This is a genomic window from Asticcacaulis aquihabitans, assembly GCF_032490435.1.
GTDB lineage: Bacteria > Pseudomonadota > Alphaproteobacteria > Caulobacterales > Caulobacteraceae > Asticcacaulis.
On the sequence record NZ_JAVGWM010000007.1, the window covers coordinates 22,118 to 48,660 of the forward strand.

Annotated in this window: 24 protein-coding genes and 1 pseudogene; 12 read left to right on the plus strand and 13 right to left on the minus strand. The window is 55.1% G+C overall.

The window, feature by feature from the left end; all coding sequences use genetic code 11:
* Positions 1-223: 223 nt before the first annotated feature.
* On the minus strand, positions 224-2,920 hold the full coding sequence (locus RCJ00_RS20450; RefSeq protein WP_316224246.1) for a KAP family P-loop NTPase fold protein: 2,697 nt from the start codon (positions 2,918-2,920) through the stop codon (positions 224-226).
* Between the two features lie 189 nt (positions 2,921-3,109).
* On the opposite strand from RCJ00_RS20450, the gene RCJ00_RS20455 reads away from it, so the two are divergent.
* The 4 genes and pseudogenes from RCJ00_RS20455 (at position 3,110) to RCJ00_RS20470 (ending at position 5,703) form a co-directional block, all read left to right on the plus strand.
* Positions 3,110-4,009, plus strand: a complete 900-nt coding sequence (locus RCJ00_RS20455) for a hypothetical protein (protein WP_316224247.1) — start codon at positions 3,110-3,112, stop codon at positions 4,007-4,009.
* Positions 4,010-4,055: 46 nt separating this feature from the next.
* A complete protein-coding gene (locus tag RCJ00_RS20460; RefSeq protein ID WP_316224248.1) occupies positions 4,056-4,850 on the plus strand; it encodes a hypothetical protein in 795 nt (264 codons plus the stop codon).
* Between the two features lie 266 nt (positions 4,851-5,116).
* Positions 5,117-5,245 (plus strand): annotated as a pseudogene (locus RCJ00_RS20465) (IS3 family transposase); the annotation flags it as partial.
* 284 nt (positions 5,246-5,529) lie between these two features.
* The gene (locus tag RCJ00_RS20470) at positions 5,530-5,703 is read left to right on the plus strand and encodes a hypothetical protein (RefSeq protein ID WP_316224249.1); all 174 of its coding nucleotides are present in this window, start codon (positions 5,530-5,532) and stop codon (positions 5,701-5,703) included.
* A gap of 1 nt (position 5,704) precedes the next feature.
* On the opposite strand, the gene RCJ00_RS20475 is transcribed toward RCJ00_RS20470, so the two are convergent.
* The 10 genes from RCJ00_RS20475 to RCJ00_RS20520 form a co-directional block, all read right to left on the minus strand.
* Positions 5,705-6,436 (minus strand): Ltp family lipoprotein, encoded by a 732-nt coding sequence (locus tag RCJ00_RS20475; protein WP_316224251.1) that lies wholly within the window; start codon positions 6,434-6,436, stop codon positions 5,705-5,707.
* Between the two features lie 470 nt (positions 6,437-6,906).
* Positions 6,907-7,296 carry an adenosylmethionine decarboxylase gene (speD, locus tag RCJ00_RS20480; protein WP_316224252.1) on the minus strand — a complete coding sequence of 130 codons (390 nt, stop codon included), beginning with the start codon at positions 7,294-7,296 and terminating at the stop codon, positions 6,907-6,909.
* Positions 7,293-8,375, minus strand: a complete 1,083-nt coding sequence (locus RCJ00_RS20485) for a hypothetical protein (protein ID WP_316224254.1) — start codon at positions 8,373-8,375, stop codon at positions 7,293-7,295. The genes speD and RCJ00_RS20485 overlap by 4 nt, the downstream gene beginning before the upstream one ends.
* Positions 8,372-9,967 carry an FAD-dependent oxidoreductase gene (locus RCJ00_RS20490; protein ID WP_316224255.1) on the minus strand — a complete coding sequence of 532 codons (1,596 nt, stop codon included), beginning with the start codon at positions 9,965-9,967 and terminating at the stop codon, positions 8,372-8,374. Before RCJ00_RS20490 ends, RCJ00_RS20485 begins: the two co-directional genes overlap by 4 nt.
* The gene (locus RCJ00_RS20495; RefSeq protein ID WP_316224256.1) at positions 9,967-11,475 is read right to left on the minus strand and encodes a polyamine aminopropyltransferase; all 1,509 of its coding nucleotides are present in this window, start codon (positions 11,473-11,475) and stop codon (positions 9,967-9,969) included. The genes RCJ00_RS20490 and RCJ00_RS20495 overlap by 1 nt, the downstream gene beginning before the upstream one ends.
* Before the next feature lie 13 nt (positions 11,476-11,488).
* Positions 11,489-11,710, minus strand: coding sequence for a DUF350 domain-containing protein (locus tag RCJ00_RS20500; protein ID WP_316224258.1), 222 nt, complete (start codon positions 11,708-11,710; stop codon positions 11,489-11,491).
* 10 nt (positions 11,711-11,720) lie between these two features.
* On the minus strand, positions 11,721-11,873 hold the full coding sequence (locus tag RCJ00_RS20505; protein WP_023459496.1) for a hypothetical protein: 153 nt from the start codon (positions 11,871-11,873) through the stop codon (positions 11,721-11,723).
* The gene (locus tag RCJ00_RS20510) at positions 11,870-13,306 is read right to left on the minus strand and encodes a DUF4178 domain-containing protein (RefSeq protein WP_316224260.1); all 1,437 of its coding nucleotides are present in this window, start codon (positions 13,304-13,306) and stop codon (positions 11,870-11,872) included. The genes RCJ00_RS20505 and RCJ00_RS20510 overlap by 4 nt, the downstream gene beginning before the upstream one ends.
* Positions 13,303-13,971 carry a DUF4178 domain-containing protein gene (locus tag RCJ00_RS20515; RefSeq protein ID WP_316224261.1) on the minus strand — a complete coding sequence of 223 codons (669 nt, stop codon included), beginning with the start codon at positions 13,969-13,971 and terminating at the stop codon, positions 13,303-13,305. Before RCJ00_RS20515 ends, RCJ00_RS20510 begins: the two co-directional genes overlap by 4 nt.
* On the minus strand, positions 13,972-14,973 hold the full coding sequence (locus RCJ00_RS20520) for an SPFH domain-containing protein (RefSeq protein WP_316224262.1): 1,002 nt from the start codon (positions 14,971-14,973) through the stop codon (positions 13,972-13,974).
* 281 nt (positions 14,974-15,254) lie between these two features.
* On the opposite strand from RCJ00_RS20520, the gene RCJ00_RS20525 reads away from it, so the two are divergent.
* The 5 genes from RCJ00_RS20525 to RCJ00_RS20545 all read left to right on the plus strand — a co-directional run bounded on the left by RCJ00_RS20525 (position 15,255) and on the right by RCJ00_RS20545 (position 19,559).
* Entirely contained in the window at positions 15,255-15,467 is a 213-nt protein-coding gene (locus RCJ00_RS20525; protein WP_316224263.1) for a ParD-like family protein, read from the plus strand.
* On the plus strand, positions 15,464-16,252 hold the full coding sequence (gene map / locus RCJ00_RS20530; protein WP_316224264.1) for a type I methionyl aminopeptidase: 789 nt from the start codon (positions 15,464-15,466) through the stop codon (positions 16,250-16,252). Before RCJ00_RS20525 ends, map begins: the two co-directional genes overlap by 4 nt.
* Before the next feature lie 146 nt (positions 16,253-16,398).
* Positions 16,399-18,435 carry a methyl-accepting chemotaxis protein gene (locus tag RCJ00_RS20535; RefSeq protein ID WP_316224265.1) on the plus strand — a complete coding sequence of 679 codons (2,037 nt, stop codon included), beginning with the start codon at positions 16,399-16,401 and terminating at the stop codon, positions 18,433-18,435.
* Between the two features lie 203 nt (positions 18,436-18,638).
* Positions 18,639-18,821: a hypothetical protein gene (locus RCJ00_RS20540; protein WP_316224267.1), complete on the plus strand. Its 183-nt coding sequence runs from the start codon at positions 18,639-18,641 to the stop codon at positions 18,819-18,821.
* A gap of 261 nt (positions 18,822-19,082) precedes the next feature.
* Positions 19,083-19,559 (plus strand): hemerythrin domain-containing protein, encoded by a 477-nt coding sequence (locus RCJ00_RS20545; RefSeq protein WP_316224268.1) that lies wholly within the window; start codon positions 19,083-19,085, stop codon positions 19,557-19,559.
* Positions 19,560-19,628: 69 nt separating this feature from the next.
* Here RCJ00_RS20545 and RCJ00_RS20550 read toward each other — a convergent pair whose 3' ends face one another.
* Together RCJ00_RS20550 and RCJ00_RS20555 are read right to left on the minus strand one after the other, a co-directional pair.
* Positions 19,629-22,328, minus strand: coding sequence for an ATP-binding protein (locus tag RCJ00_RS20550; protein ID WP_316224270.1), 2,700 nt, complete (start codon positions 22,326-22,328; stop codon positions 19,629-19,631).
* On the minus strand, positions 22,318-22,938 hold the full coding sequence (locus tag RCJ00_RS20555) for a biliverdin-producing heme oxygenase (RefSeq protein ID WP_316224272.1): 621 nt from the start codon (positions 22,936-22,938) through the stop codon (positions 22,318-22,320). The genes RCJ00_RS20550 and RCJ00_RS20555 overlap by 11 nt, the downstream gene beginning before the upstream one ends.
* 447 nt (positions 22,939-23,385) lie before the next feature.
* Between RCJ00_RS20555 and rpsL the strand changes: the two genes are divergently transcribed.
* From rpsL to fusA, 3 genes are all read left to right on the plus strand, one after another.
* Positions 23,386-23,757: a 30S ribosomal protein S12 gene (gene rpsL / locus RCJ00_RS20560; protein ID WP_023459505.1), complete on the plus strand. Its 372-nt coding sequence runs from the start codon at positions 23,386-23,388 to the stop codon at positions 23,755-23,757.
* Between the two features lie 12 nt (positions 23,758-23,769).
* Positions 23,770-24,243, plus strand: a complete 474-nt coding sequence (rpsG, locus tag RCJ00_RS20565) for a 30S ribosomal protein S7 (protein WP_316224275.1) — start codon at positions 23,770-23,772, stop codon at positions 24,241-24,243.
* 123 nt (positions 24,244-24,366) lie between these two features.
* Positions 24,367-26,445, plus strand: coding sequence for an elongation factor G (fusA, locus tag RCJ00_RS20570; RefSeq protein WP_316224277.1), 2,079 nt, complete (start codon positions 24,367-24,369; stop codon positions 26,443-26,445).
* The last annotated feature ends 98 nt before the right edge of the window (positions 26,446-26,543 follow it).

The following is a 26,543-nucleotide window of genomic DNA, read 5'->3' on the forward strand; positions in this document are numbered from 1 at the left end:
CTTCTCTCCGCCCGAGCCATGACTCAGAAAATCAAATTACTACAGTTCCTTCGCGAACAAAGCACGGGTTCAGCGTAGCCGCACAGGCCCAAATCAGGTGCGCACCCACAGCAGTCAGCTTTCTCGACAAGGGCGATACGGTGACAAGGTTTATGTCAATCGGGCTTGATTCATTCCCGGCAGGCATTCAGAACTCAGGTCATCCCTCTGACCTGACACCTGCTCACCAAAACCCAAGCGATACAGCATGAGATAATCGGGCAGTTGGTTCCAGTGCACTTTCCATTTTAAAAAAACGAAATATTCTGGTGTCTGCACACCATTGATCGCCTCGTTCACTTTGCATTTTCAGCCGGTCAGTCAATCCCTGTTGCCAATCTGCGAGGATGGCGGTCTTGGACGCGACATCTTCCAGGCATTTTAATCTAAAAGACAACATTGAGTCTGGTGCATCGCCATCCACCTCATCCGAGCCCCAGAGCAGCCACCGCGCCATATCCGGCCACACACAACATATGGCTACCCATCTCGCATATTGACTAAGTGAAGGCGCTTGCCACCTGCCGTCTACTTTCGACAGTTTCTCATTGCGTAGTAAGAGATAAAATCTTGCCATATTGGTCATACGTTTTAGCTCGCGAGGGTTGGAACCAGAGTACTTCGCAATCATTTTCACGATCTCAGCCATGTCGTGCATCTGATCAATGTCGACATCGAGCGGATAGCCGTCATCTATCACGTGCTTACCCGGATTTGGGAATTGCAATTCCTCAGTTGCCGAGGTTTCGATGGATCGGAACAATAAGGTCTTCGCCGCTAATTCCCACGTCCGCACCAGTTTAGAGCGTGGCTTAGAAGGTGCCGGCGCAATTTCGATTGCAGGACGTTGGTTGGTTTTCTCGATCTCGCTCAACTCTCCAACAAGTCCGATCAAACCTTCTGGCCGCGAAGGTGGTATTGTGAACGGCAACTGTACAAATTTATCCATGAAGCGCCAGCCGATCGGTACGCTACGCGCTGATTTCGGGAGGTTGGCAACGATAGGGGCATGTGCTGCTTCCAAGGCTGCAGCAATCATCTGAGGGTCCATGCCGATAACAAACATCGCACGATAAAGGTCGCTTGCGAGAAACATGCTCACGCCTTCCACAACACTCGCGATATTCGCCGGTGTGCACCGGTCAAGGTCATCAATAAAGATCACCAGCGGTTGGTGCATGCCAGAGGCATCCCTCGGCAACAGGTCTAGAACGCGCAGCAGGTCTTTTTGAATTTCATGAATCTTACCTGCCGCTGCCGAATAGTCGGGCACATTCATGTAGTTCGAAAGGCTAAAGTTCGCAGGCTCCTTTTCCGCCGCGCCTTTGGCTCGTGCATATGCAACGGCAATATGCAGGACCAATCCTACTGCCGTCCAGGTGCCCAACCCTGACCAGTTGACCTGTGGTAGCAGGCTCTTAAGCGGAAATTGTATGTTCGCAAACGCCAGACTATAAAAGGCGGATATCGCTGCCATTCCAGCAATGCCCCAGCCCTTAACTCTTACCCACCAAAAGTGCGCAATACGGTCATAGATTTTTTTTCTGACTAGATCATCGTCAAGACGCGATAGGTGCAATTTGAGCAGAAAGAGTTCTCGTTGTGCAAGCGGTAGGCGGTCACTGATCTGACTGACAATCGCGTCGACCAGCCCCGCCCAAACCTGAGAGGAGTTCTCGTATTGCCATGCGTTAAACCAGACAGTGCATCGCTTTGCGCCATTAAAGGCTTCGGTCTCGGCGCTTTTGTACAGCCCGCCGAACCCAGACAAGAAATTCAGAAGCCGGGTTTTACTGCGTGGCTTATTGCCTGATACAATTTTGCGTTCCGCCCAATCGTGCAGACACGCAAAAACATCAACGCGATTTTTAAGGAAGCGGAGAACATGTTTTAACTGCAGATGGGGGGCGGCGAATATGTTGACTGAGCCGGAGGCAAATTTGGTTCTGGATGCTTCAGGGTCGAGCCGCTCTCTGATTTGCTTCATCAATGAGGACTTGCCGACGCCCCAAGGCGCCTGAATGCTGACGCTGATCGGTGGTTCGGTGTTGGCGTCGAGAAGGAATTCGCTGATGGCCTTCGCATACACGGAATAGCCCAACCGGTCCGTCGACCCAGCCAGATCATTTAGCAGATTCTGGGCAATACGACCTGCCCTTGCAGCCCGGTATGCCGCAAGAACCGAAGCACTGGCTCCACCCGCCTGGCGCAGCAGGCGATCAATTTCAGTTCCATTCCCTGTCAGCAGAGCTTCAATGAGGTGGTTGAGCGAGATCGCGCCTTCGTGGTCGCTGTTTGCGCGTTGCTGGGCGTCGGATAAAACAGATCGCAACGGGTCACTTGGCGGTCTTATGGTTGCCTTGTCCCTCCCTTTTTGAGGATACTGAATAGCCTGACCAAGATCTGGCAACTCCGCAAGAAACGCGTTTCGCAGCGCCGCCTGTGTAGTATGTGATATCTCCAGGAGGGCACGCAGCAGCGCGTGTCGATCGACACTCTTCGACAACACAGGGTACTCATCGGAGGTTACCTTCTCGCTCAAGGCCAAAAATAGAATGACCGGCGAGAGGGTCCTGACCTGCTTCATCCTTAGTTCATCAAGAGACGCTGCCAGCCAGATCGCCTCTGCTGCATCTTCATCGAATGTGAAGGGGTATTTCTCGCTGAATGTCTTCGGCGGGTTGCGCACCGATGCGGCCGAATTCTTCTTGCCTAGTGCAATCTCAGATACGGGAAATTCTGCCCTGCGCTGGTCAGACAAGGTATTGTGCTTAGACCTTCGTCTCGGAGGAAACATCGACTGAGCCGAAGCCGGTTTCTGAGCGGATGAAACGGTTGCCTGCCCCTCATCTGACGCATTATCACTGACGTCATCTTTCATGATTTCCCTGCCGACGCCAGACCGACTGTTTGATGGCAAGGCGCATTATACTGATTTTACGAAGAAAATTATCAAATAAATTTCTCTTCTTGAAAAATAATCCGTTGACCGAACTCTGCTTTGCTTTCAATCATTTAGTTATTGATTCGTTATTGTCCGGGCATCTCACCGGCTCTGGAAACCCATTCCTTGACCCAGCAAATCTGTGAGAAATGTTCATCGACAGTTCTGCCGGGTGAAAGGCTTTGCGGTACCTGCCTGGACGATCCCACCCCTCCAAATGTACGACTGGCGGTTGCAGAACGCGAGGCGCTGACGCGACGTTGGTCGAGCACTGCGTACAGGAAAACGAGACAAGAGCGAAAGTTCGCGCTGGAGGAGTTTACCGCTGCAGTTAAGTCGGGAAGCGCAATTATCAGTAAGCAACCTGAGGAAATGCTGGCTTACGTATTTGATGACCTTCCGCTGTTACAGCGTTTCAAAGTGAGTCCGTTTTCCGCAGAATCGATGCGTCACGAAACCCGCGCTCAAAAGGTCAAAACGGAAGCAGATAATAAGGTTTATCCCGGTTTATCCTATAAAATCACGTCAGCGGTACTGTCGCTGACAGATGAAGGGCTTCCGGTTTTCGGAAGTTATCATCTGAAGATCGACGAAACAGTCTTGACGGACCGCGCCACGGTTCTGGAGTACGGCACCGTCCGTCTTTTTCAACAGCCTGAGGAAGATGACGTCGAAGATTGGCGGGAACAGAATTGGTCAGCAACAACCGGTCGTGTCGCGTTCTGGGCTCACGTTCACGTCCTCGCTTCGGCCAAGTTACATAGCAAGCTTAAGGCCACACATACGGCGGCTGACTTTCGAAGAATCGTACTTAGTGAAGGTATGGCGTTTCTCGAGACAGATTATCTCGAGATTCATATCTATGGTGACGTTGAAAGAGAATCAATTAGAAGTGTAAAGCCACCGGCCCACATCTCCGAAGCGGACAGGCCGTACATAACACTAATTAATGGTTGGCTGAGTCACTTTGAGCTCTCAACACATAGAGATTCTGTACTCGGGACTGGCCCGGACGCTCGTCGTTGATCTCGATCGCGGACTAGAACTGTACCGCCTTGACGGCACCAAGTGCGTGAGCATTGATGAAGGGGCCCTGGCTTTTGCCTTTGGCGCCGCTGACGACGTCAAGGCTGCAAAAGTTGAGTCAGTTGAAGCCGCCATAAATCTGGCACGCACTAACTGGAACGCAACCCGCGCGACACTCAATCTTAGCCTTCTGATTTCGACATTTTCAAAGACTCTCAAACATCCAGGTGCCAGGCTGGATGAGAGACTGCTTTATGACCTCTATACCGAATTTCTGGAGCAGATTCAGAAAGGCCCCGTGCTGCAGTTACTGATGAGTAACATTGTTCTGCAGTACATTTTTTTCGAGGAGAATTTGCACATTTTTGACCAGCTTGAGAAGACAGCGGTCAAAATCGATAGGATATTTGGAGCGAAGGCAAAGCCTTTTCGCGCCTTTGCAGACTGCGTTATCAGCTGTGAGCGTGCGACAAGTCTGGCAAAAGCGGCGAAAGAGTCGATAATCCCTTCAAACAGAAAACTGTCAGCTTCGCTTTATCGATACCTTCATCAATCAAATGCCATGGGCGCATTGATGTGGCGTATGTCACGTGAACGACAATTGCTGGTATATAATGATATGCCCGACATCGTTGACATAGCGAGCCTTAACACCCAGGAAACGATCAGCGACTGTATCATCAAGCAATCGGTTGAACCGATTGATGGCATTGAGAAAACCACCGAGCAGTTCATAAACTTGGCGCTGCAGCTTAGCCGGGCGATGACGAAAGATGCTCAGCAAATTGAGTATCTCAAGCAGCGGAGAACGGAAAACAATGACGATGTCTTCGAAGCTTGATTGGCGTGAACACGTGCGAGCCGTGTACACCGGTATCCCTGATGACCAAGCGACGGAAAATTTCACCGCTTGGCATTCCGATCAGATTTTAAAGCGATCTACCGCAGTCAGATGCCTGGTCGTCAACGTAACGTCGGATCGACCATAGATTTCGCTATCGAGGTACGCCATCTCGGCTGCGAGTAATTCGCTTTGAGGCTAGGACCACCAGATCTCTGAACCGCATCGGATTTGCCCGAGGCCATAACTCGTGAGTAGATAGGGCTATAACCAACAATACGACGAATAAATTCTCCCCTGATATCCGTGAACGCTCTGTGCGGATGGTTCTCGACCATGAAGCCGATTCCCCATCGCGATGGACAGCGATCTTGTCTGTGGCTCAGAAGATCGGCTGACACTGCCCGACATAGGCGGAAATAACCCTCATTTTTTAGCACACCAATTAGCACAAGTATTTTTCAAGTGCCAAATTTGACTTTAAATTCATGAGGTAGTACGAATTTTGCTCAGGCTCATAACCTGAAGGTCGTCAGTTCAAATCTGGCCCCCGCAACCAAAATACAAAATAAAACAACCCGTTAGGTGAAAGCCTGGCGGGTGTTTTTATGCCCGGATGACTAGGATCTACTAATGCCAAAAAGGGGAGAGCGGGGGCCGAGCCGCAACGATTTGAGTAGTGGTTATCCCTACACTTATTTTCGGCACTACGCCCAATTCGACCGCGGCACAAAATAAGCCGACCGATCACAACCGCGATGTGCAGGCCTTTGTTCGCTACTGGTTGGCGGCGATCAAAAGGCCCAATGCGGTGCGATCGCTAGTCGATATCGATCCGTACAATTCTCTTTAGCTTAAGAACAAATGCCAGCTTTCCGGGCGCCGTACTCCGCCTGAGCCTGGGTAAACTTTGCGCCTGCTGGCGATGCCAATTGCTGGATCATACCCTGACAGGAAAAGCTCATGAGACTCAGATACGACTTCGCCGACTGAACTGCCTGCTCATTCCAGTCGACATTCAAGCTATCAACGGCCGCTCGCGCATCATTGACATCGTATTTATCGCCAGCGGAGGAGCTGAGCTGATCAATAAGACCCTGTCGGGAAAAAGCAGACACCTGTAGATAGGTTTTAGCTGCCGATGCGGCATTCTGGACGGAGACATTTGCAACCTGTCCAGAGCCAGTAGAGCCACTGCCAGAGCAAAGGCCGGCATTTGTGGCGCCATACTCTGCCTGAGCTTGAGTAAACTTGCCACCGGCTGGCGACGCTAATTGGTGGATCATGCCCTGACAGGAAAAGGCCATCAATCGCAGGTAGCCCTTCGCTGATTTAACCGCTTCGGCATTCCAGTCGATATTCAAACTATCAACTGCCATCTGCGCATCGCTGACCGAAAAGCCGCCTACGGAAGAACTGAGCTGATCGATCAGGCCTTGCCTGGAAAAATCTGAAACTCTGAGATAGGATTTGGCCTCGGCTATGGCGTTTTGCTGCGATACGGTCGTCGCCACGGCGCCATGCGCTAAGCCCTGTGCCATGAAAACTGTGCAGATGATGGCGATTGCGGTTTTTTGAATGGACATAGATACTCCCCCTTGGATGGCATGGACTTACCACAAGGTTGCGGAACAAATCAGGCACAAAATGTGACGTAACGTGCCGCAATCTAGCCTTGGATCTAACTCTATGCGTAGGAGGGCCCGGTCATGCAGGCCCTGGCAAATGGTCAGTGGAATCAAACGACAGTCGAATGTCTAATGCCCACCAAGTAGCCAAAAGGCATAGGCTCCCGTACCGACTACCCCGCAGAAGAAGAAAAACCGAAAAACGAGATTAGAAATTCAGGTGAGAATGGCTGCCGCTCAGGATATTTGTACATCTTCATTGACGTTAAAAATGAAAAAATCCCTTTTCCAAAGAATGCAAAAATCCCAAATATGGCACACCCAGATAGCAACACCATAAAATCTGGCAAGCTTGGATGCATTTTTGTAACATACATAATAATGTACCTTATAAGCCGTCTCGTTTGCTTGAAGCGTTCAGAATGGCGCTATAAGCTCGCAGTATTCGCCGATACAGAAATCCGGCCGCGATAGTGCGTAGTGACAGACTCCCTTTTGGGCTCAAAGTGCGCTCTCAGGCTGGGCAAGGCCTTTTGGGGGTCGCAGGCGCCGCACATGAAGACATCGAGCGCCGCATAGTTGAGTTCCGGCCAGGTATGAATGCTTATGTGTGACTCCGCGAGTATGGCCACGCCCGTAATGCCGGCGCCTTCGCCAAACCCATGCAGCATAAGTTTCAAGACCGTGGCGCCGCAAGCTTCGGCGGCGTCGCGCAACGCGCATTCGATGCGCGCCTGGTCGGTCAGGTGGCGCGCGTCCCAGAAGTCGATGAGTAAATGCTGGCCTGGGGGGACGATAGGGACGGTGGGATCAGTCATGGCCGTTGTCCGAAAAGAATAGGCTTGAAGTCAGGAACATTGCCATTCTTTCTCCAGATGAAAGCGTCCAGGACATAGTGAGTGGATTGCGGCAGACTGAGTAAAGGCACAAGCCAGACCAGAACCGCAGGATCGTCTACCGCCGGAATCATGGAGAATGTCTGGAACAGGTTTTGATGGTCATGCCAGACAAGCCTATCCCACAGGCCTTCCTCTATAAAGGCCAGAAGGACCAGGGTGCTGAGATAGATGGGGATCATCATAGGCCTGAACAGCCACGCCAGTTTCGACCAAATATAGGGCATATACGGTTGTACCGTCTGGCGATTTTCGCCGTAGAGCCAGTTCAGGGCGATGTAGGGAATGCCGTGGGCCAGAACATTGGTGGCGGTAAAAATGATGTCATTGTCGAAGGCCACTATGCCTACGCCCCAAGATAGGCCGGTGCCGAGCAACAGCAGGTTCTTGGGCAGGTTGATGGTTTTGGTCTCGCGCCAACGTCGGACTTCCTGCCAAAGATAAGCGGCCAGCACTACGGCATAGAGGAGTGCCGCTATTTCAAACACATAGGGTACTGTGTGGCTTACGACGTCGCCATCGACAAACCAGTTGAAGCTGCGGGGATGGCTTAGCCAGTAGACCAGCGGCAGGATCGTCGCGCCATAGATGGCCGCCTTGTCTATCCTTTTGTTGCCCGTCTCCATCCGTCCGTAGATCAGCATGAAGCCGTATTGCTGGCGGACAAAATGGAAGATGGCCAGATAGGCCAGCCCGCGCCAGAAAACCAGGCTGTCGAAGCTGTAGAGCACGGCTCCGGTGACCCATAAAAGCAATGGGGTGAGCTGGTATAGCCGCGGCCTTAACCGCAGTTCGTCGCGGTCGAAATAGGTCCGGAAAAGCGTCGAATAGACATGGCTGACATCGACGCCGAGTATCAGTATCACCCATAGCCAGACCGGAAAGCTGGCAAGACTTTGCGCCCAGGGCGCGGCCAAAACGGCGACAAGGGTAACCACGAACGCGGGACCGATGATAAAGGCCAGATCGAATTTGGCATTGGCGATATAGGGTTGGGTCATGTCAGGAACGCCTTTACGGCTTCGGATGCTTTCAGGCCGTGGGTATAGGCTTCCTCAAAGATCGAGATGCCGCTCATATCGGAATGAGCGGTGAAAATGGGCGGCGCTTGCTTTAGCGCGTCCCGACGGGCTTGGCCCCAGATGAAGCCCGGCACAGGGCGGATCATGGCGTGGCCCCATAGCCAGACATCCATATGCGCCACCTGTCCGACCAACTCCGGGTGCACACGATACAGTTCGCTGAGGAACAGGATTTGCCAGTCGTCATAAGTCCGGGCAATCGCTTCTTTGCGCGCCTCGGCCGGAGCGACATGTGTCAGGGGCCAGTAATAGGTGATGACGGTTCGCAAAGGCTGCATTTGCGGGACTTGGTGCGTGGCGACAACATAGCCCAGGGCCGGGCTGTCCTTGATGACGTTGTCCCACGCCACATCGGCGCCAACGCCTCCGGGGAGTCTATTCAGCGTCAGATTGGCCACCACCCACGGAGCGTAGGTAAAGTCGGCAGATCTTAGCCGCGGTACAAGACGCCCGGCGATAAAGCGCGGCGTCGCAACGACCACCGCGCGGGCGGTAAGCCGGCGGCTGATCTGCCCGTCCCAGTAGTCCACAACCACGCCGGCGCCCGTGTCATTTATATTGTACACAAGCGCATTGGGCAGGATGCGGCCGGCCATCGGCTCGGCCAATTTGTGGGCAAGAAAGCCGTTGCCCTCCGGCCAGGTAATAACCGAATCCGGTTTTGTGTTGGCGGCCTTGCCATCGCGGCCGGCAAAATAGTGGATGCCGGCATAGGCGGAAATTTCATCATGGCGGACGCCGAAATCATCGCGACAGCCATAGTTGACGAAGCCGTGCAAGGGCTCCGACGTATAGCCGGCCGTGAGCATCCAATCCTTCATGGTCAGGCGATCAAGCGCGCGGGCGTCTGCATCCGCGCTGCTTTCATCGATCGGTATGGCGAACCATCGTCGGTCGTCGCCGCCACGTTTCACCTTGAAGCTGTCCATATGCGTCAGGAAACGTTTGTATTGCGCCTGGTCGTCGGTGGATACGCCTATGGTCGGCAAGAGGCCTTCCTGCCAGCGGCCTTCCAGGAAGAGACGTTCGTCCGGATCATTGAGAATATAGTCTTCGTTGTAGACCGGCAGGCCATTGTCTTCGCCCGTAATAATGCCGAAGTCGCGAAACAGCGCTTTTATGTGCCCGGACTCGGAACTGAGCAGCGGCACATAGTGCGCCCCCCACGGATAGGCGGACACATTGTTCTTGCCGCTGTGGGCATTGCCTCCGGCATGGTCTTCCAACTCCAAGACCCGTATGTCGCGGATCCCAGTCTTATCGAGATTATAGGCCGCGCTCAGACCGGCTATACCCGACCCAACGATGATCACGTCGTGTTTGCCACTGTCTACGGGGGCGGGAAATGCCCCGTCACGCAGCCGGTGGCCACGCGCCGAGTTGGCGCCGACAATCCCGCCTGGGATCGGCTTTTTGGGCTTTATGGCATCCCAGACAAAGGGCGAGATCGCTGCCATACCGATGGCGGCGGATCCTGATCCATACAACAACTGGCGCCGCGTAGGTTTCATCAATAGATCAGGTACTTCGACCATTCCTCATCGAAATAATGGATGAGGGCCTGATCATCGAGGCGTTGTATCTTGGTGGCGATGGGGCCCATGTCGGGGGGGAAGCTGAACATGTCGCGCGCTGTGTCCGCGTCGATGAACCTCAGGCCTGCCGGGTAGCGGGTCGGGACGGTGTAGGGCCGGTTGGAGGCGATGACATACCCCCAGTCGCCGAACGCCGGCACAAGGGCATGATAGGGTGATGTCTGGAAACCGCTGGCGCGCAGGGTGTTGTTGACGCACCAGAAAGATTTTCTCGCCACGAGGGGCGAGGTGCTTTGAATGACGGCCAGGCTGTCGGGGCCCATCACCGTATGCAGGAGGCTGTAAAATGCGGTGCTGTACAGCTTGCCAATGGAAAAATTGGAAGGATCGGGCAGGTCGATAAAAATGGCGTCGAAGATCGGTCGATTGGCGCCCAGATGTTTGAGCCACATAAAGGCATCGGCATTGATGACCTTGAGTTTCGGAGAATGGAGCGAGTCCTGGTTCAGCTTACGCAGCATGGGACTGGAAGAAAAAAGCTTTGTCATGGCCGGGTCGAGATCGACCAGGGTGACGTGCGCGACGCTTGGATATTTGAGGATTTCACGGAGCGCCAGTCCATCGCCGCCGCCGATAATCAGGATATTCCGCGGGGCCTGCAATGCACTCATGACCGGGTGCACGAGGGCTTCGTGGTAACGGTATTCGTCCTGTGAGGAGAATTGCAGGTTTGAATTTAAGTAGAGACGGATGTCGCTTTGTTGGCGGGTGATGACAATGCGCTGATAAGGCGTCGACTTGGAGAAGATGACGTGACCGCCGAAGCTGTTCGATTCCGCAAGGCTGGTGATCCTGTCTGAGGAAACAAAGCCGAGCGTAAGAATAATCATGACGATACCGGCGGCGATCTTATGCAGGCGGGCCCATGGCAATGGCTCCTTAATCGAATAGAGCAGCCACAGCGCCACCATGACGTTGAATATCCCGAACATGAAGCTCGATCGGATCAGGCCCAGGTGCGGCACAAGAACCAAAGGGAACAGGATCGAGGCAAATAACGCGCCGATATAGTCGAACGTAAAGACCCGGGAGACCAGGTCCTTGAACTCATAGCGATCTTTCAGAATGCGCAGCAGAATGGGGATTTCGATACCGACAAGAATGCCGATCACGGTGACGATAAAATAGAGCAGGAAGCGGAACGAGGCGACCTGATCGAAGAGAAGGAACAGTATGGCGGCGGATGAACCGCCGACCAGGCCGACAAGGATTTCGATGCGCACGAAGAAGGCGAGCAGGTTTTTGTCGACCTTGGCGGACGCCCAGGAGCCGATGCCCATGGCGAACAGGTAGGCGCCGATAATCGTCGAGAACTGGGTGATGGAATCGCCGAGCAAATAGCTGGCAAGCGTCCCCGCGATCAGCTCGTAGATGAGGCCGCAGGTCGCGATGACAAAAACGGAGACGAGTAAAAGGCGTTGCACTATGAAAGTCTATCTAGCCGTGGATGGCCGAGCCGATGATGAAGGCAATGCCGAGGGCAAAAGAGCCCAGAAACACAGCCAGCGCCATATTCTGCTTTTCTACGATTTCCTTCCAAACGGCGACCTTGGGGGTCAGAACCTCGAGCAACAGGAACGCCGCGGCAAAGACGACCAGCCCAATCAGCGAAAAGACGACGGCCGCGACAACATAATGTAGATCAACCAGGTTATGCATAAGGGGTGTCCTATTTGTGATAATGGGAAGCGAAGCGGGAAGCCGAACGCGCACTATTGCTGCCCATCCATCCGGCGATGCCGTAACCGAACATGTCGGCGGCGCCCAGGGCGCCAATTGTGGCCAGGCAAAAGAGGACAAAGATTACGGGATAGTTTTTCATTCGTCGCTCTCTGTTTCGGAGCTATCAATGCTCGCCGCTCTTGAGCCGTCGGGCTTAAAGTCAGAATTTGACCAGCGTTGGCTTTCGAACGACCATTGGCGAAAGAGCACAATTCCGGGATATATCAAAATCAGCAGCAGGGCGATCCAAAGATTCGACCATTCAGTCAGCCCCCGCCGGAGGGTCAAGCTAAACGGCAATTGACCATCCTTGCTGAACTGATCCGTCTCGGCGTCAATGACGAGATGATAGCGGCCTGCGGGAACGGAGGATAACCAGGTCCTTGCCGCATTATGTCCCTCATGCCAGCTCTCACCATCATCGAGGCCGTGATAATAGCTGACGGATTCATGCATGGGGTAGGTGGCCTGGGTCGTCTCATTGATGAGAGTCAGGTCAAAATCGGCCCAGCCATTATCAATTTGGGTGGCTGTGTCTAAGCGAATATTAGTCATACGCGGCAGGGTAAAGGACTCGGTGACGACTGGCTGTCCGTCGGTCTGCGGGGTTTGCGCGGTCGGCGCGGTTTGCGTTTCGCCAGGCAAGCTCCACATAGCGCCGCCGGCGGGTTGTGTAGAGGCAGATGGCGTCGACGTTGGGAGCGGCATGACCTGGATCGGATGTCCGGTTACCTCGATGACCGATTTGTTCGGCAGCCCGCCGCTGATCGCGAGGTGGAGCACGATGGCCACCCCGGCCGCAATGGCGCCTAATCGTACGATTGTGTCACCTTGACTGCCGTGGGGTGATGGCTGACAGGCGCCTACGCCCGATGGTGTCACCAGGCGCGCGTAGGGGAAAGCTTTTTTGATAAGGTTTGGTTCGACATAGACGCCATGCGTGATGTTGATCTCGTCGTCGGTAGACTCACTGCTCAGCATGTACGGCGGGCATATATAGTCGGTGGCGTCGCTCTCATCGCCCGTCTTGACGCGCCAATAGAATTCGCCTTGTACGGCGTCGACGAAAACACGGTCCTTGTTGAAGACGGTATAGGTCTGGTCGTCATAGGTGAGTTTGGTGTTCCGCCCGATCCCCTCGATGGCGCGGTTCAGGCGTTTGAAAAACGTCCAATGTCCGTTGGATTGGGACAGGAAGCGGAAACCCTCCCAGGGGTTAAACAGCAGATACTCATCCCAGGCGTACACCGTGCCCTTAACCCACTTTCGCACATAGCCAATCACTTCCCACATCGTGCCGAACAATTCGCCACGCGTGCCAATGGCAATATCCGTGTCGAAAGCCTTCTTGTTTGCGGCCTGGATGACGCGCAGATTGGGGTTGGCCGTATCGATGACGGTGCTGCACTGGCGGCACACCGCCGTCACGCTGATGCCCACGGCACGCAAGGCGATAGGGCCGCCGCAAGTCGGGCATTGAAAAGCGCCGACCGATTGGACGGCCGGTCTTTGTCCAAACGTCCGATCCGTCATGACCATCCCTTGACCGGCTTCAACTTCGACGCTTTGAGTTCGCCCCATTCGACGTAACGTCCAACAAAAACGCGGACTTCATCATTGGAGCTCTCTACGCTGGCGAACGTGTCTGTCTCACCCATGAAGTCAAAGCTCACCGACCGCCGGCCGCGCGGACTGATAATCGGCAGTTCGCCTTCGCACGCGACGCAGTCCGCCACCTTACGGTCAGTTACGGTGTATAACTGGTCACCGAGTATCAGCGTCTTGCCAACGATGGTGGATATCGTATCTTTCTGGGCAACCCATCGGTCAACGGCACGTTTAATGTTGTCTTCCACGGGCGCGTCGGGTTCATACGACAAGGCATAGGTGCCTTGGGCCTCGGCAAGCCACCCCTTGCCGCCGTCCTCTCTGACGAAAAACCACTCGTTCCAGAAGCCATCCGCCCACGCCATGCGAACCCGTCCGATCAGGCGTATGGCGACGGCGCCATCATAGGCTTCTGTGCCGATACGAAAGGGGGTCATATCCTCGGGTAAGGTCGCCATTTTCCCAATGGCTTCGACATCGAGATCCTTGCGAACAACGAGGGTTTGGCAATAGGAACACACGGCGCTTACCGTCACGCTGGACGTAAACCGGACCGGCGCCCCGCACGACGGGCAGGTAAACTCAGCCATTTATTTGATTTTGCTTAAAATTTCGGCCTTCTTGGCGGCGAATTCTGCGTCGGTCAATATACCCTTTTGATGCAGCTCACCCAGTTTTTCCAATAGTGCCATAGGGTCGCTTTCCATTGCCGAGGCGTGTCCGAAGGCGGGAGAATTGAGCGACGCATTGAGTGCGCCCGCCATGATCTGGCCCATGCTCAGTCCGGCACCGAGCTCCATAGCGCCACCGGCCAGGCCGTTGCCTGGCTGGCTCGAGGCAGTGCCAAGGGCTTCTGCCGCCTGGAATCGGGTGTAGTCGCTCAGATTGCCCATAATACGCTGCGAAACCGCGCGATCCAGATGGGTCTCCAACTCTTCAGGCAGAGACAGGCTCTGAACATTGAAGGCCGTCAGAGCCAGACCCATTTCGGTAAAGGTTGGCGTTAACGCCGTTTGCAAAGTTTTTGACAATTCAACCTGTTGCGCCGCCATATCGACAAACGCGATCTCTGCCGACCCGAGACAGCTGGCGATGCCCGTAAGTATAGCAGCCCGCAACTGGCCTTCTATGTCGGCGACACGGAATAGGGTGCCGCTGCCGCAGAAGCGGGTCCAGTAAATCCTAGGATCGCTGATTTTGAACGCATAGTTACCGAAGGCGCGGATACGAAGCGGTCCAAACTCCTTATCGCGCACGGTGATGGGCTGGGTCGTACCCCATTTTTGATCCACTTGTTCGCGAAGATTGAAGAAAAAGACATCGGACTTGAACGGCGACTGGAAGGCCTTGTCCCAGTTCATCAGATAGGTGAGCAACGGCAGGGTCTGCGTCGTCAGCGTGTGGGTGCCGGGCCCGAAAAGATCAGCCACCTGGCCTTCGTTAAGGAACAGGGCTGCCTGGGTTTCGCGCACCACAAGCTTGGCGCCCGTTTGTATTTCCTGACCTTCCATCTCATATCGCGCGCTAAGCACGTTAGCAGGCGGGTTAGGCCATTGCAGAATATCGATGAATTGCTTTGACAGAAAACTCATGATTCCCCCCAGGCGCTTAGCTTGAAATGACGTCAGGTCGTATAATGCCGTGGTCGAAGCATAGGGCCAGACTTTTGGGGGCGCAATATACAACCGGAATACACTACCAGAATTTCCTCGGTCCCTGTGCTCCGCCGCTGAGTGCCGCTAACCCGGTGATCCATCTATTAAGAACAAGGCCTTACACGCACTCAGCAGTCACCGTTTGCACGCAGATCCACCTTGTCATTAGTGTGTATGATGTATATACGTTTCGTATATGAATTATGCGAGGTGGCTCAATGGGTATTGTAAACATAGACGATGATTTGCACGAACAGGTGCGCCGGGCGAGCAAGGTCTCTTATCGCTCGATCAACGCGCAAGCCGCCTTCTGGATCAAGGTCGGTATACTGTGTGAAACCAATCCGACCCTCAGTTTCGCACAGATCATGGAGAGCGAATTAAGGTCTGCGGGTGTATCGGCTCAGCCTTTGGCTGTGAGCGCGGCATGACCAAGCAGCCTGAAGAACTGGCATTATTGGCCGAATCCGGCCGGTTATTGGCATCCGTGTTCGAAATGCTAGATCAGATCTCGCTTGTCGGTCTGTCAACGCTGCAGATCGATGCCATGGTCGAGCAATTTATCGTTCACGACCTCCAGGCCCGTCCGGCTAGCAAGGGCCAATATGACTATGGCTTCGTCCTGAATTCATCGGTGAACGAGGTGGTTTGCCATGGCGTCCCGTCACAAACCACCGTGTTGCGGGACGGCGATATCGTTAATCTCGATATCACGCTTGAGAAGAATGGCTATATTGCCGATTCCAGTAAGACCTACCTCGTCGGGCAGGTAAATCCGGCCGCCAGAAGGCTGGTTGAGACGACCTATGAAGCCATGTGGATGGGAATTGAGGCGGTCCGACCGGGCGCGCGGCTAGGAGATATTGGCTGGGCTATCGAACGGCATGCCAAGCGGAATGGCTATTCCGTGGTGCGGGAATATTGCGGTCACGGCATTGGCCGGGAAATGCACGAGGCGCCGCAGATCTTGCATTTTGGTAAGCCAGGTACCGGTCTCACCTTGCGTGAAGGCATGGTTTTCACGATCGAGCCCATGTTGAACCGAGGTCGAAGACATGTGAGGACGGAGCCTGACGGCTGGACGGTCGTGACGCGGGACGGATCACTGTCCGCTCAGTTCGAGCACACGGTTGCGGTTACTGCGTCCGGCGTGTCGGTGCTGACGTTACGCCCCGACGAACGGAATAGGGTTGCGAAGACTAAGGTGCTCGCCTGACCATCACGATGGCGCGCTAAGTCGATATAAGCGGCCACATTGGAGCGCGGCCATTGTATGGCCATATCGCTTATATGGTTATTAACGTTTTTATTCAAGACTCACTGGGAAGCATATAAAAGCAGATATTCAGGACAGAGACGCACATGTTTTTCAATAAGCATCCGAAGTCACATCCGGGGCACGCAGGCGTCGCAACCTCCGTACCGACACGTCTTGAGCCTGAAGCGCTGCCCCCGGCACAGCTCATACGCACAGTAAAAAGCGATTCCACCCTGGCCGGCGTCCAGGCATCCGACTTTCAGTTTGGCGATAAGCCTGCCTCGCTGATAGTGGCCTATGTCTCTCCGAACATCGACTTTGCGCAGGCATGCCGTCGTCTAAGCGATTTGGCAGGATCGGTGCGCCTGGTGGCGACCACCACGGCCGGCGAATTGTGCGATGATGAGAAGACCCTTTATTGCACTACCGCCGAAAATTGGGACAATATTGTCCTCCAGATATTCTCGTCTGACCTTCTGGCGGCGGTGGAGGTTTTTTCCGTGCCGCTGCACTGTGAGGATATTCGGTCTGGTCATGTGACCTGCACCCGCGAGGACCGCGTATCGCGCATTGCCCAGTCCCTGACGACTATCCGTCCCAATATGGCGATCGATGCCCGCGATACATTTGCCCTGACCTTCATCGACGGGGTGTCGATGTCGGAGAGCTATTTCATGGAGGCGGTCTATAAAGCCGGCCTCTTTCCCTGTCTGTTCATAGGCGGTTCCGCCGGCGGCAAGCTGGACTTCAAAAGGACCTACCTGTTCGATGGCGGCAAGGTCATCGAAAACCAGGCCCTGGTTATTTTTACGAAAATGGCGGCGGGCAAGCGGTATGGGGTCATGAAGAGCCAAAACTTCCGCAAGATTGGCCCCAATTTCGTCGTCGTCGATGCCGACCCCAATAAGCGGACGGTCAGCGCCACATATGACCAGAAGGCGAACAAGGTGGTGCCCTTTGTGAGCGCCTTGTGCGAGGCTTTGCGTGTCAAACCGGCGGGTCTGGAAGCGGCATTGCAAGGTCGGGCTTTCGGCATTGAAATAGACGGAGAACTGTTCGTTCGCTCCGTGGCCGGCATAGACTTCGAGTCTGAAACCATCACCTTCTATTGCGATGTTGGACCGGGCGACGAATTGATCCTGCTGGAAGCAACGGATTTCATCGACCAGACACGGCGTGATGTCGATGCTTTCCTGAAGGACAAACCGCCTTTACTCGGTGTCATACTGAATGATTGCATCCTGCGGCGTCTGTCCAATGAGGCGGCCTTGAAAAATGCCGGCGGCATCTGGCCGGCGCCGGCGGTGGGTTTTTCCACCTTCGGCGAGCTTTTCGGTATTAATGTCAATCAGACTCTGACCGCGGTGGCCTTTTTCGCGGACAATGGCGTCGGATACCAGGACGATTTCATTGATCAGTTCCCCATCCGTTATGCCCGTTTCGTCAATTACTTCGCGCGTTGTCACCTCAACCGCGCTGAAATTCTCAACAAGCTGCGCACCGGCGTGATCGACGGTATTTCACAACATCTCGGAATTGCGGCCAAGATAGAGACGATACTGACTGAGGTGGGCGACGTTGGTGGCGTCATGGATGGGATCCGCCATGCCATGGAGCGGGAGCAGCGTCGCAGTGGCGGCGACGACAGCAACACCCAGCAACTCAGTGAAAAATTCACCAGCCTGAACGCCGCCCTGGTCAATCTGCGCCAGGTCCTGGCCGTTATCGATTCCATTACCTCACAGACGAATTTGCTGGCGCTGAACGCCACTATCGAAGCGGCGCGCGCCGGAGAGGCGGGCCGCGGGTTCAGTGTGGTCGCGGGAGAGGTGAAGAAGCTGGCCAGCGATACCAAGGCGACATTGACCCATACGCAAGGGGCTATCAGTGAAATCGAAGGCTCGCTCAAACAATTGGGAGGCATTATCGACGCCACGCGTGACCAGTTCAAGCACGAGAGCCTGCGGTATGAAGAGACGGTTGCCAGGGTGGAGGATATTTTCGCCCAGAGCGGCCATATTGAGCGCTCCTTGAGTGGGCTGAGCGCCATGGCGGCCGAACACCGTCACGGCATAGACCAGATGAACGAGAGCGTGGCTTTCTTGCGAGAACTCGATGCACGCGCCCGCGCCACGGCTTAACCGACTCCGTGTTGGGCGAGTGCCGATAAGGGCGGGGTTGCTGCTTCACTGAAAAAAAAACGGCCGCTCAAACAGAGGCGCCGTTTTTCTTTATTCGCCGTTTATGGCAGGCAACAGCAATCGTTGTGTCAAACTTACAGGCCGCAGATCAGGATTATGTGGTCAGGCTTTCGTCTGACCGTTCACCTGAAAGGTTGCTTCCTATGTGGTCTCGTCGTCACTTCGCCAATGCTCAGCCTATTGGTATGTTTGATTTTGTACTCGGTGGCCTGGACCGCGCCAATGCCGATCATCCGGTCGTGGAAAACCTTTCTGCCATTGCGCTGCCGTTTCGACGCCGCCTAACCAAGCTCAAGCCGGCGCCTCGCTCTCAGCCCCAATCCTGAACGTCAAGTCACTAAGGCGTAGTTTCTTTACACTTCCCAAAAGTTGCAGAACATAAGCCGCGATGCATGTAGCGTGTCGCGGCCTTTTTATGTCCTCAACTAGACCAATATTTAATGCCAGATTGAGATCGACTATCAGTATTAAAAGAGGTTTATCCAAGTCTTACGGGAAACTGCGAACGCGGCATGTCTAATTTATGCCGGGGCCTTCATAAGTATTGAACCGGCGGCACAGCCATTGTTCTCAGAAGGAAGCACATTATGGACATCTACAACTATCTTAAGAAAGACCACCGCCTCGTCGCCGATTTGATGGAGCAGGTCATAGCCAGCTCAGATCCGACTGAACGCCAGACGCTATTTGAAAAGATCAACGCGGAACTATCTCTTCACGCTGAAACCGAAGAGCAGACCTTCTACAAGGCGATCGAGCATGCCACCCGCAGCAAGCAGGTTGAGGAAAAACTCGAACACGCCAATCATGAACATGATGAAATCCGTATAAATCTGGAGCGTGTTTCGTCTCTGTCGCCCACGGATGATCTGTGGATGGAGGCGTTCGGCGAATTGAAGCATTCCGTTACGCACCACGTCGAAGAAGAAGAAAGTGATGTGTTCGAAAAGGCAAAGTCATATCTTGACCACGCGACGGCGGTTCAATTGGCCAAGGACATGGACGCCCTCAAGGCGGAGGTAAAGGCCAAGCAGGAGATGACGGAACCGATGGCGGGCGAGTAGTCAAGCGGCCAGAGCTCAGGACCATCCATAAATCAAGATAAGGCGGTGCGCTGGGCGTGCCGCCTTATCTTATTCCGCAGTCTGTTCAGCCTCCGGCAGATACTTGTTAATCATATGATCGAGTTGCGCCGCGCTGAATGGCTTTGAAATATAGTCATCCATACCGGCTTCGAGACACTTCTGACGATCCCCAGTCAGGGCGTTGGCGGTGACGCCTATGATAGGGATGGCCTTACCATCCCCTTCTGCGCCGCGAATGCGACGCGTCGCTTCATATCCGTCCATTTCGGGCATCTGTACGTCCATGAGAATGATATCGAACGCATTGGCCGCTACAGCTTCTACAGCCTCGCGCCCGTTGCGCGCGACGGCAACATCAAACCCGAGATCATCCAAAATAGCGTGAGCGACGATGATATTGCCTTCATAGTCCTCGGCCAATAGCACCCGGCCGCGCGCATTGTCCCGGCGGGAAACGGGTAATGGTGACACGTCGTTTGACGGACCTTCCAGGCCGGCAGATTCCACCGGTTTGGCCAAGAAGGTTACGGAAAAACGGCTGCCCATACCTTCGCGGCTCTGGACCGTGATGGTCCCGTTCATCAATTCGACAAGTTGCTTCGTAATCGCCAGGCCGAGACCTGTGCCGCCATAACGGCGGGAAATGCTGGGGTCGGCTTGGGTGAATTTTTCGAAGATCTTGTCGGCCTGCTTTGCCGTCATGCCGATGCCGGAATCGACGACATCCAGGGTCAGTCTGCGAGCGCCATCGGTCATGGCTTCGCTTTTGACCAGGATGTTGACGAAACCTTCGTCGGTGAATTTCACGGCGTTGGAAACGAGATTGGATACGACCTGCTGCAACCGCATGGGATCGCCGTAGATATCGAAGTCCTTGCGCGGGCCGCACTTGATGTTGAGCATGATATTCTTCTCGGCCGCCCTCACGCTCATGATTGAGCCAACCTCCGATACGATATCTGCCAGGTTGACCGGCTGGGACTCCAGCATAAGCTCATGACTTTCTATCTTGGCGACGTCGAGCAGGTCGTTGATCAGGTTGAGCAGCGAGTCAGACGATAGACGCAGCACGCTGAGCAGCTTTTTCTGTTTTTCATCGAGTGGTGATCCGCGATCGAGCAAAGAGACAATGCCGATGATGGCATTCATCGGTGTCCGCAACTCATGGCTCATATTGGCCAAAAATTCAGTCTTGGCGACGTTGGCGTGCTCCGCCGACAGGCGCTCCCCTTCCAGCACGACCTGGACGATGTTTTGCGCCGTCTCGACGTCTTCGCGTGTCCATGGTCGGCAGCGATGCTGCACCGTCTGCTTCCACAGCTCGAAAGAGGAGCGTGGCATCAGCCTGTAACCAGCCTTGGTCTTGACGGACTGTTTTTCCGGGGTGCCGGCCCAACTGACCTGCTGCTGCTCGGAGCCGCGGAACCAGATAATGTAATCTTTCTTGGCGGCGCTGATCGGCGCCGCCAGAAAGCCCCCCTTCAGATGTGCGAGACCGGGCACATCGGCCAGCACAATGTCGGCTTCCTGGGTCGAATAAATGCCGTTGGTCTGATTTTGTATCCAGTCCGCCAATTGGTGAATGGTGTCTTCTGAAGGGGTTTCGCCAAAGCGGAGCAGGCGCTTTCGCGTCATGACAACCATGCCGGAGGCGTTGAGCGCGCCTAAGGCCAGGGTCTGACGTCCTTTCAGCAATTCTTCCAGATTGAAGTCTGTTTTCAGTCCGGCCGTCAGGCGTTCGACAATCAGATTGCGCTTTTCCTGCTCCTGGCGGTCTCGCAGGCCCTCCATGGAGGAGAGTTGCGCCGAGAAGATGTGGCCCATGATTTCGGACACCATGCGGACACGGTAGGGCACATGATATCCAACATTATGGTGACAGGCGACCAGTCCCCAAAGCTTGCCGTCCTGAATGACCGAAATTGACATCGAGGCCGAGACGCCCATATTGGCCAGATACTGGACATGGATTGGGGAGACCGAACGCAGGACGCTCAACGACATATCGAGCGGTAGTTCGGTGTCGGGATGGACCTGAGGGATGATAGGGACCGGCGCGTAATTCACGTCCGCGATCTGGCGAATGTAATTGGTCATGTAGAGCTTACGCGCCTGCTCCGGTATGTCCGTGGCCGGAAAATGCAGACCGCGATAGCTTGGCATATATTCGGCCTTGGCCTCGCCCACGACCTCGCCGTTCCAGTTTTCGTCGAACTTGTAGAGCTTGACCCGATCGAAACCGGTAATCTCGCGTATCTTGCCCGTCACGAAGTCGTAGAGATCAGGCAGGGTAGTGGCGTTGCGCAGGCCGACCGCGAAATCACGCAGTTCGTCGTAGAAAAAGTCACGCACCATCGCCTTCTTGTCGTCGACGATTTCCAGTTCCACCACAATATTGTCGCCGGCGCGGTGCGCAACCGCGTCGAACCATAAATCGTCGATCTTGATAATGGTTGATTGAATAGGCATCAGGCTGCGTTCGACGATGACCTCGCGAATTTGTTCCGCCTGTTCCTGGCCGATAATATCGGCAAGGCGCTGGTTCAGCACGTCGTCGACCGTGGTTTGCGGCAGCCAGATTTGGACATTGTTCGATACCTGAATGACGCGGTGGTCATCGCCTTCAAGAACGAACAGCATGCCATAGGGTTGGATCGAGCCCGGTATATGGATCGGCTCGCGCGCACATTCCTTCAAAGCCTCTTCGAGCTCCGTCTCGCTCAATTCTACACGGGGCTCAAGCTTCATAAAGGGTCTCTGTCTTGATCATATTGTAAACGGTGTCGCAAAAATAATTTATATTCTCAAAAGCTTGTCGGGCGCTCAGTATCACTTCGCTGTGTGACAGCGTTTCGGAATGCCGATCCAGCACATCAAGGAACAGCTTCCATTGCGCGCCATTGTGGGAGCCGTAGCCCGCGAAAAACCACTGATCGAGACGCGGAATAAGGGCGAGGCGTCGTTCCAGGTGCTTTGAAATGACGTGACCACCCAAGGTCGATCCCTGTTTTGTGTAGAGGTAACCGACCAGTTTCGACGGCGTATCGATGGGCGGATGCTTGAAAGCGATGCGCGTGGCCCAGCTATCCAGCCTATGTTGCGCCAGATCGCTGGCCAACCAACTCAGCACGGGGGCATTCGGTGCCTGATCTCCGCCATCGTCGGGCCAATGCACGACACAGGCGGCTTCTGCGTGCGTATAGTATGCCTCGAAGGCAAGAAGAATATGCTGGAAGTCACGCAGGGTGATGGTCCGACCGTCTGTCTGGTCCGGTGACAGACCCGTCAGAAGTGGGTGGGTGTGTAGCGCATCATGCGGGTGTCGGGTGTGCGTACGGAGGGCTTCGAGAAGTCGCATGCGCGTTACGGGGTGGGGCTCGCTATTAGGCTCGGGAAACAGTTAGTATCGATAATAAATTTATTCAGCAAAAAATATAAAGAGGAAATGCGAGTCTCGCCGGCGCAGCCTCAACATCCGCATCATGCCTTTATTTTTTCATGACTTCACGCGAATGGCGTAATCCGGAAGACGGCGCGGCAAAATCCGTATACGGCCTTGACCTTGCTGTGCGCTTCCTTTATAGCCCGCGAACCATTTTCGAGGTGGCCCGTCAAACGTCCGTCTCGATCCAGATATATGCAGGGGCTGTGTCCCCGCCGTAACCTCCATAGCGCAGGTTGCGGCTTTTGTGTTTGTTTGAATCGAGCCTCAAAAATTTGAAGCCGTCTCTTCACGAGACTCCTTAAAACCTATGATCGCCCGGCCAAACGGCACAGGTCATACAGAAGAAAGCCATCGAGTCCGATGCCCACAGTCAACCAGCTGCTCCGCAAGCCCCGCCAGCCGAAGCCGAAGCGCAACAAGGTTCCCGCCCTGAAGGGCTGCCCGCAGCGCCGCGGCGTTTGCACGCGCGTCTATACCACGACGCCGAAGAAGCCGAACTCCGCTCTGCGTAAGGTCGCCAAGGTGCGCCTGACCTCGCAGATCGAAGCCGTCTGCTACATCCCCGGCGAAGGCCACAACCTGCAGGAACACTCCGTCGTTCTGATCCGCGGCGGCCGCGTCAAGGATTTGCCCGGCGTGCGTTACCACATCCTGCGCGGCGTCCTCGATACCCAGGGCGTCAAGAACCGTAAACAACGCCGTTCGCACTACGGCGCGAAGCGTCCGAAGTAAGGAGAACTATCCATGTCCCGTCGTCACCGCGCCGAGAAGCGTGAAGTTCTACCCGATCCCAAGTTCGGCGATCTGGTCGTCACCAAGTTCATGAACTATGTCATGTACGAAGGTAAGAAGGCCGTTGCTGAAAACATCATCTACGGCGCCTTCGACATCCTGGAAGCCAAGAAGAAGGACTCGACTGCGATCGAGACCTTCCATGCGGCCCTGGATAACGTCGCCCCGTCGATCGAAGTCCGTTCGCGCCGCGTCGGCGGTGCGACCTATCAGGTCCCCGTCGAAGTCCGTCCGGACCGCCGTCGCGCCCTGGCCATCCGCTGGTTGGTCAACTCGGCCCGCAAGCGTGGTGAAAACACCATGACTGAAAAGCTGGCCGCCGAACTGCTCGACGCTGCCAACAATCGCGGCACCGCCGTCAAGAAGCGTGAAGACACGCACAAGATGGCCGAAGCCAACCGCGCCTTCTCGCATTACCGCTGGTAATCGCGAAGGGGACGGCTTCGCTGTCGCAAAAATATTGCTTTGAGGCGCGGGCGGTTTGGTTTAAACCGCCCGCGACTTTGCAACTGAAACCACATTTGTTCCCGAAAGTTTTGAGGCTTCCCAATGCCCCGCAGTCACAAGATTGAAGACTACCGCAACTTCGGCATCATGGCCCACATCGATGCCGGCAAGACCACGACCACCGAGCGCATCCTGTACTATACGGGCAAGAGCCACAAGATTGGTGAAGTGCACGATGGCGCCGCCACCATGGACTGGATGGAGCAGGAGCAGGAGCGTGGCATCACGATCACCTCCGCTGCGACCACCGCCTTCTGGGAAGGCAAGCGCCTGAACATCATCGACACCCCAGGTCACGTCGACTTCACCATCGAAGTTGAGCGCAGCCTGCGCGTCCTCGATGGCGCCGTCACCGTTCTGGACGGCAACGCCGGTGTCGAGCCGCAAACCGAAACCGTTTGGCGTCAGGCCGACAAGTACCGCGTGCCGCGCATCGTGTTCGTCAACAAGATGGACAAGATCGGCGCCGATTTCGACAAGTCGGTCCAATCGATCCGTGATCGCCTCGGCGCCAAGGCTGTGCCGATCCAATTCCCGATCGGTTCGGAATCGAACCTGAAGGGCCTCGTCGATATCGTTCGCATGACCGCCGTGGTTTGGGACAATGACGGCCTGGGCGCGTCTTACAAGGACGAGCCGATCCCCGCTGATCTGGTCGAAAAGGCCAACGAAGCCCGTCAATATCTGATCGACAACGCCGTCGAACTCGACGACGAAGCCATGGAAGCTTATCTGGAAGGCAACGAGCCGGACGAAGCGACCATCAAGAAGTGCATTCGTAAGGCCGTCCTCACCGGCGCCTTCTATCCGATCCTCTGCGGTTCGGCCTTCAAGAACAAGGGCGTTCAAACCCTGCTCGACGCCGTCGTCGATTACCTCCCGGCCCCGACCGATATCCCGGCCACCAAGGGTATCGACTACAAGACCGAAGAAGAAGTCACCCGCCGAGCCTCGGACGATGAAGCCCTGTCGGTTCTGGCGTTCAAGATCATGGACGATCCGTTCGTTGGCTCGCTGACCTTCTGCCGCCTGTATTCGGGTAAGATGGAAACCGGCATGGGTCTGCTGAACTCGACCCGTGATAAGAAGGAACGCGTTGGCCGCATGTTGCTCATGCACTCCAACAACCGCGAAGACATCAAGGAAGCCTATGCTGGCGACATCGTCGCCCTGGCTGGCCTGAAGGACACCCGCACGGGTGATACCCTCTGCGATCCGCTGAAGTCGCCGGTTATCCTGGAGCGCATGGAATTCCCGGCCCCGGTTATCGAAATCGCCGTCGAGCCCAAGTCGAAGGCCGACCAGGAAAAGCTGGGCGTTGCCCTGGCCAAGCTGGCGTCCGAAGATCCGTCCTTCACGGTTTCGACCGACCACGAGTCGGGCCAAACCATCCTGAAGGGCATGGGCGAACTGCACCTCGACATCAAGATCGACATCCTGAAGCGGACCTACAAGGTCGAAGCCAATATCGGCGCGCCGCAGGTTGCCTATCGTGAATCGATCACCCGCAAGGCTGAAATCGACTACACCCACAAGAAGCAGACCGGTGGTACGGGCCAGTTCGCCCGCGTCAAGCTGGTCTTCGAACCGGGCGAGCCCGGCACGGGTTACGTCTTCGAATCCGCCATCATCGGTGGTGCGGTTCCGAAGGAATACATCCCGGGTGTCACCAAGGGCATCGAATCCGCCAAGGAAAACGGTCTGCTGGCCGGCTTCCCGCTGATCGACTTCAAGGCCACCTTGATCGACGGCGCGTTCCACGACGTCGACTCCTCGGTCCTCGCCTTCGAAATCGCCTCGCGCGCTGCCTTCAAGGAACTGCGTGAAAAGGGCGGACCTAAGCTGCTCGAACCGATCATGAAGGTCGAAGTCGTGACGCCGGAAGAATACCTCGGTTCGGTCATCGGCGACCTTAACGGCCGCCGTGGCATGATCCAGGGTCAAGACATGCGCGGTAACGCCATCGTCGTTGACGCCTTCGTACCGCTGGCCAACATGTTCGGCTACGTGAACACCCTGCGCGGCATGTCGCAAGGCCGCGCCCAGTTCACCATGGTCTACGATCACTACGAGCCCGTGCCGCAGCACGTCGCCGACGAAGTGATCAAGAAGTACGCCTAAACTAAAACATATTGGCCCGTGGCATTTTGTGTGCTACGGGCCGCTCCTTACAGATCAACCCTAAGCAAATGAAGGTCCGCCGCAGGCGGAATTGAAAA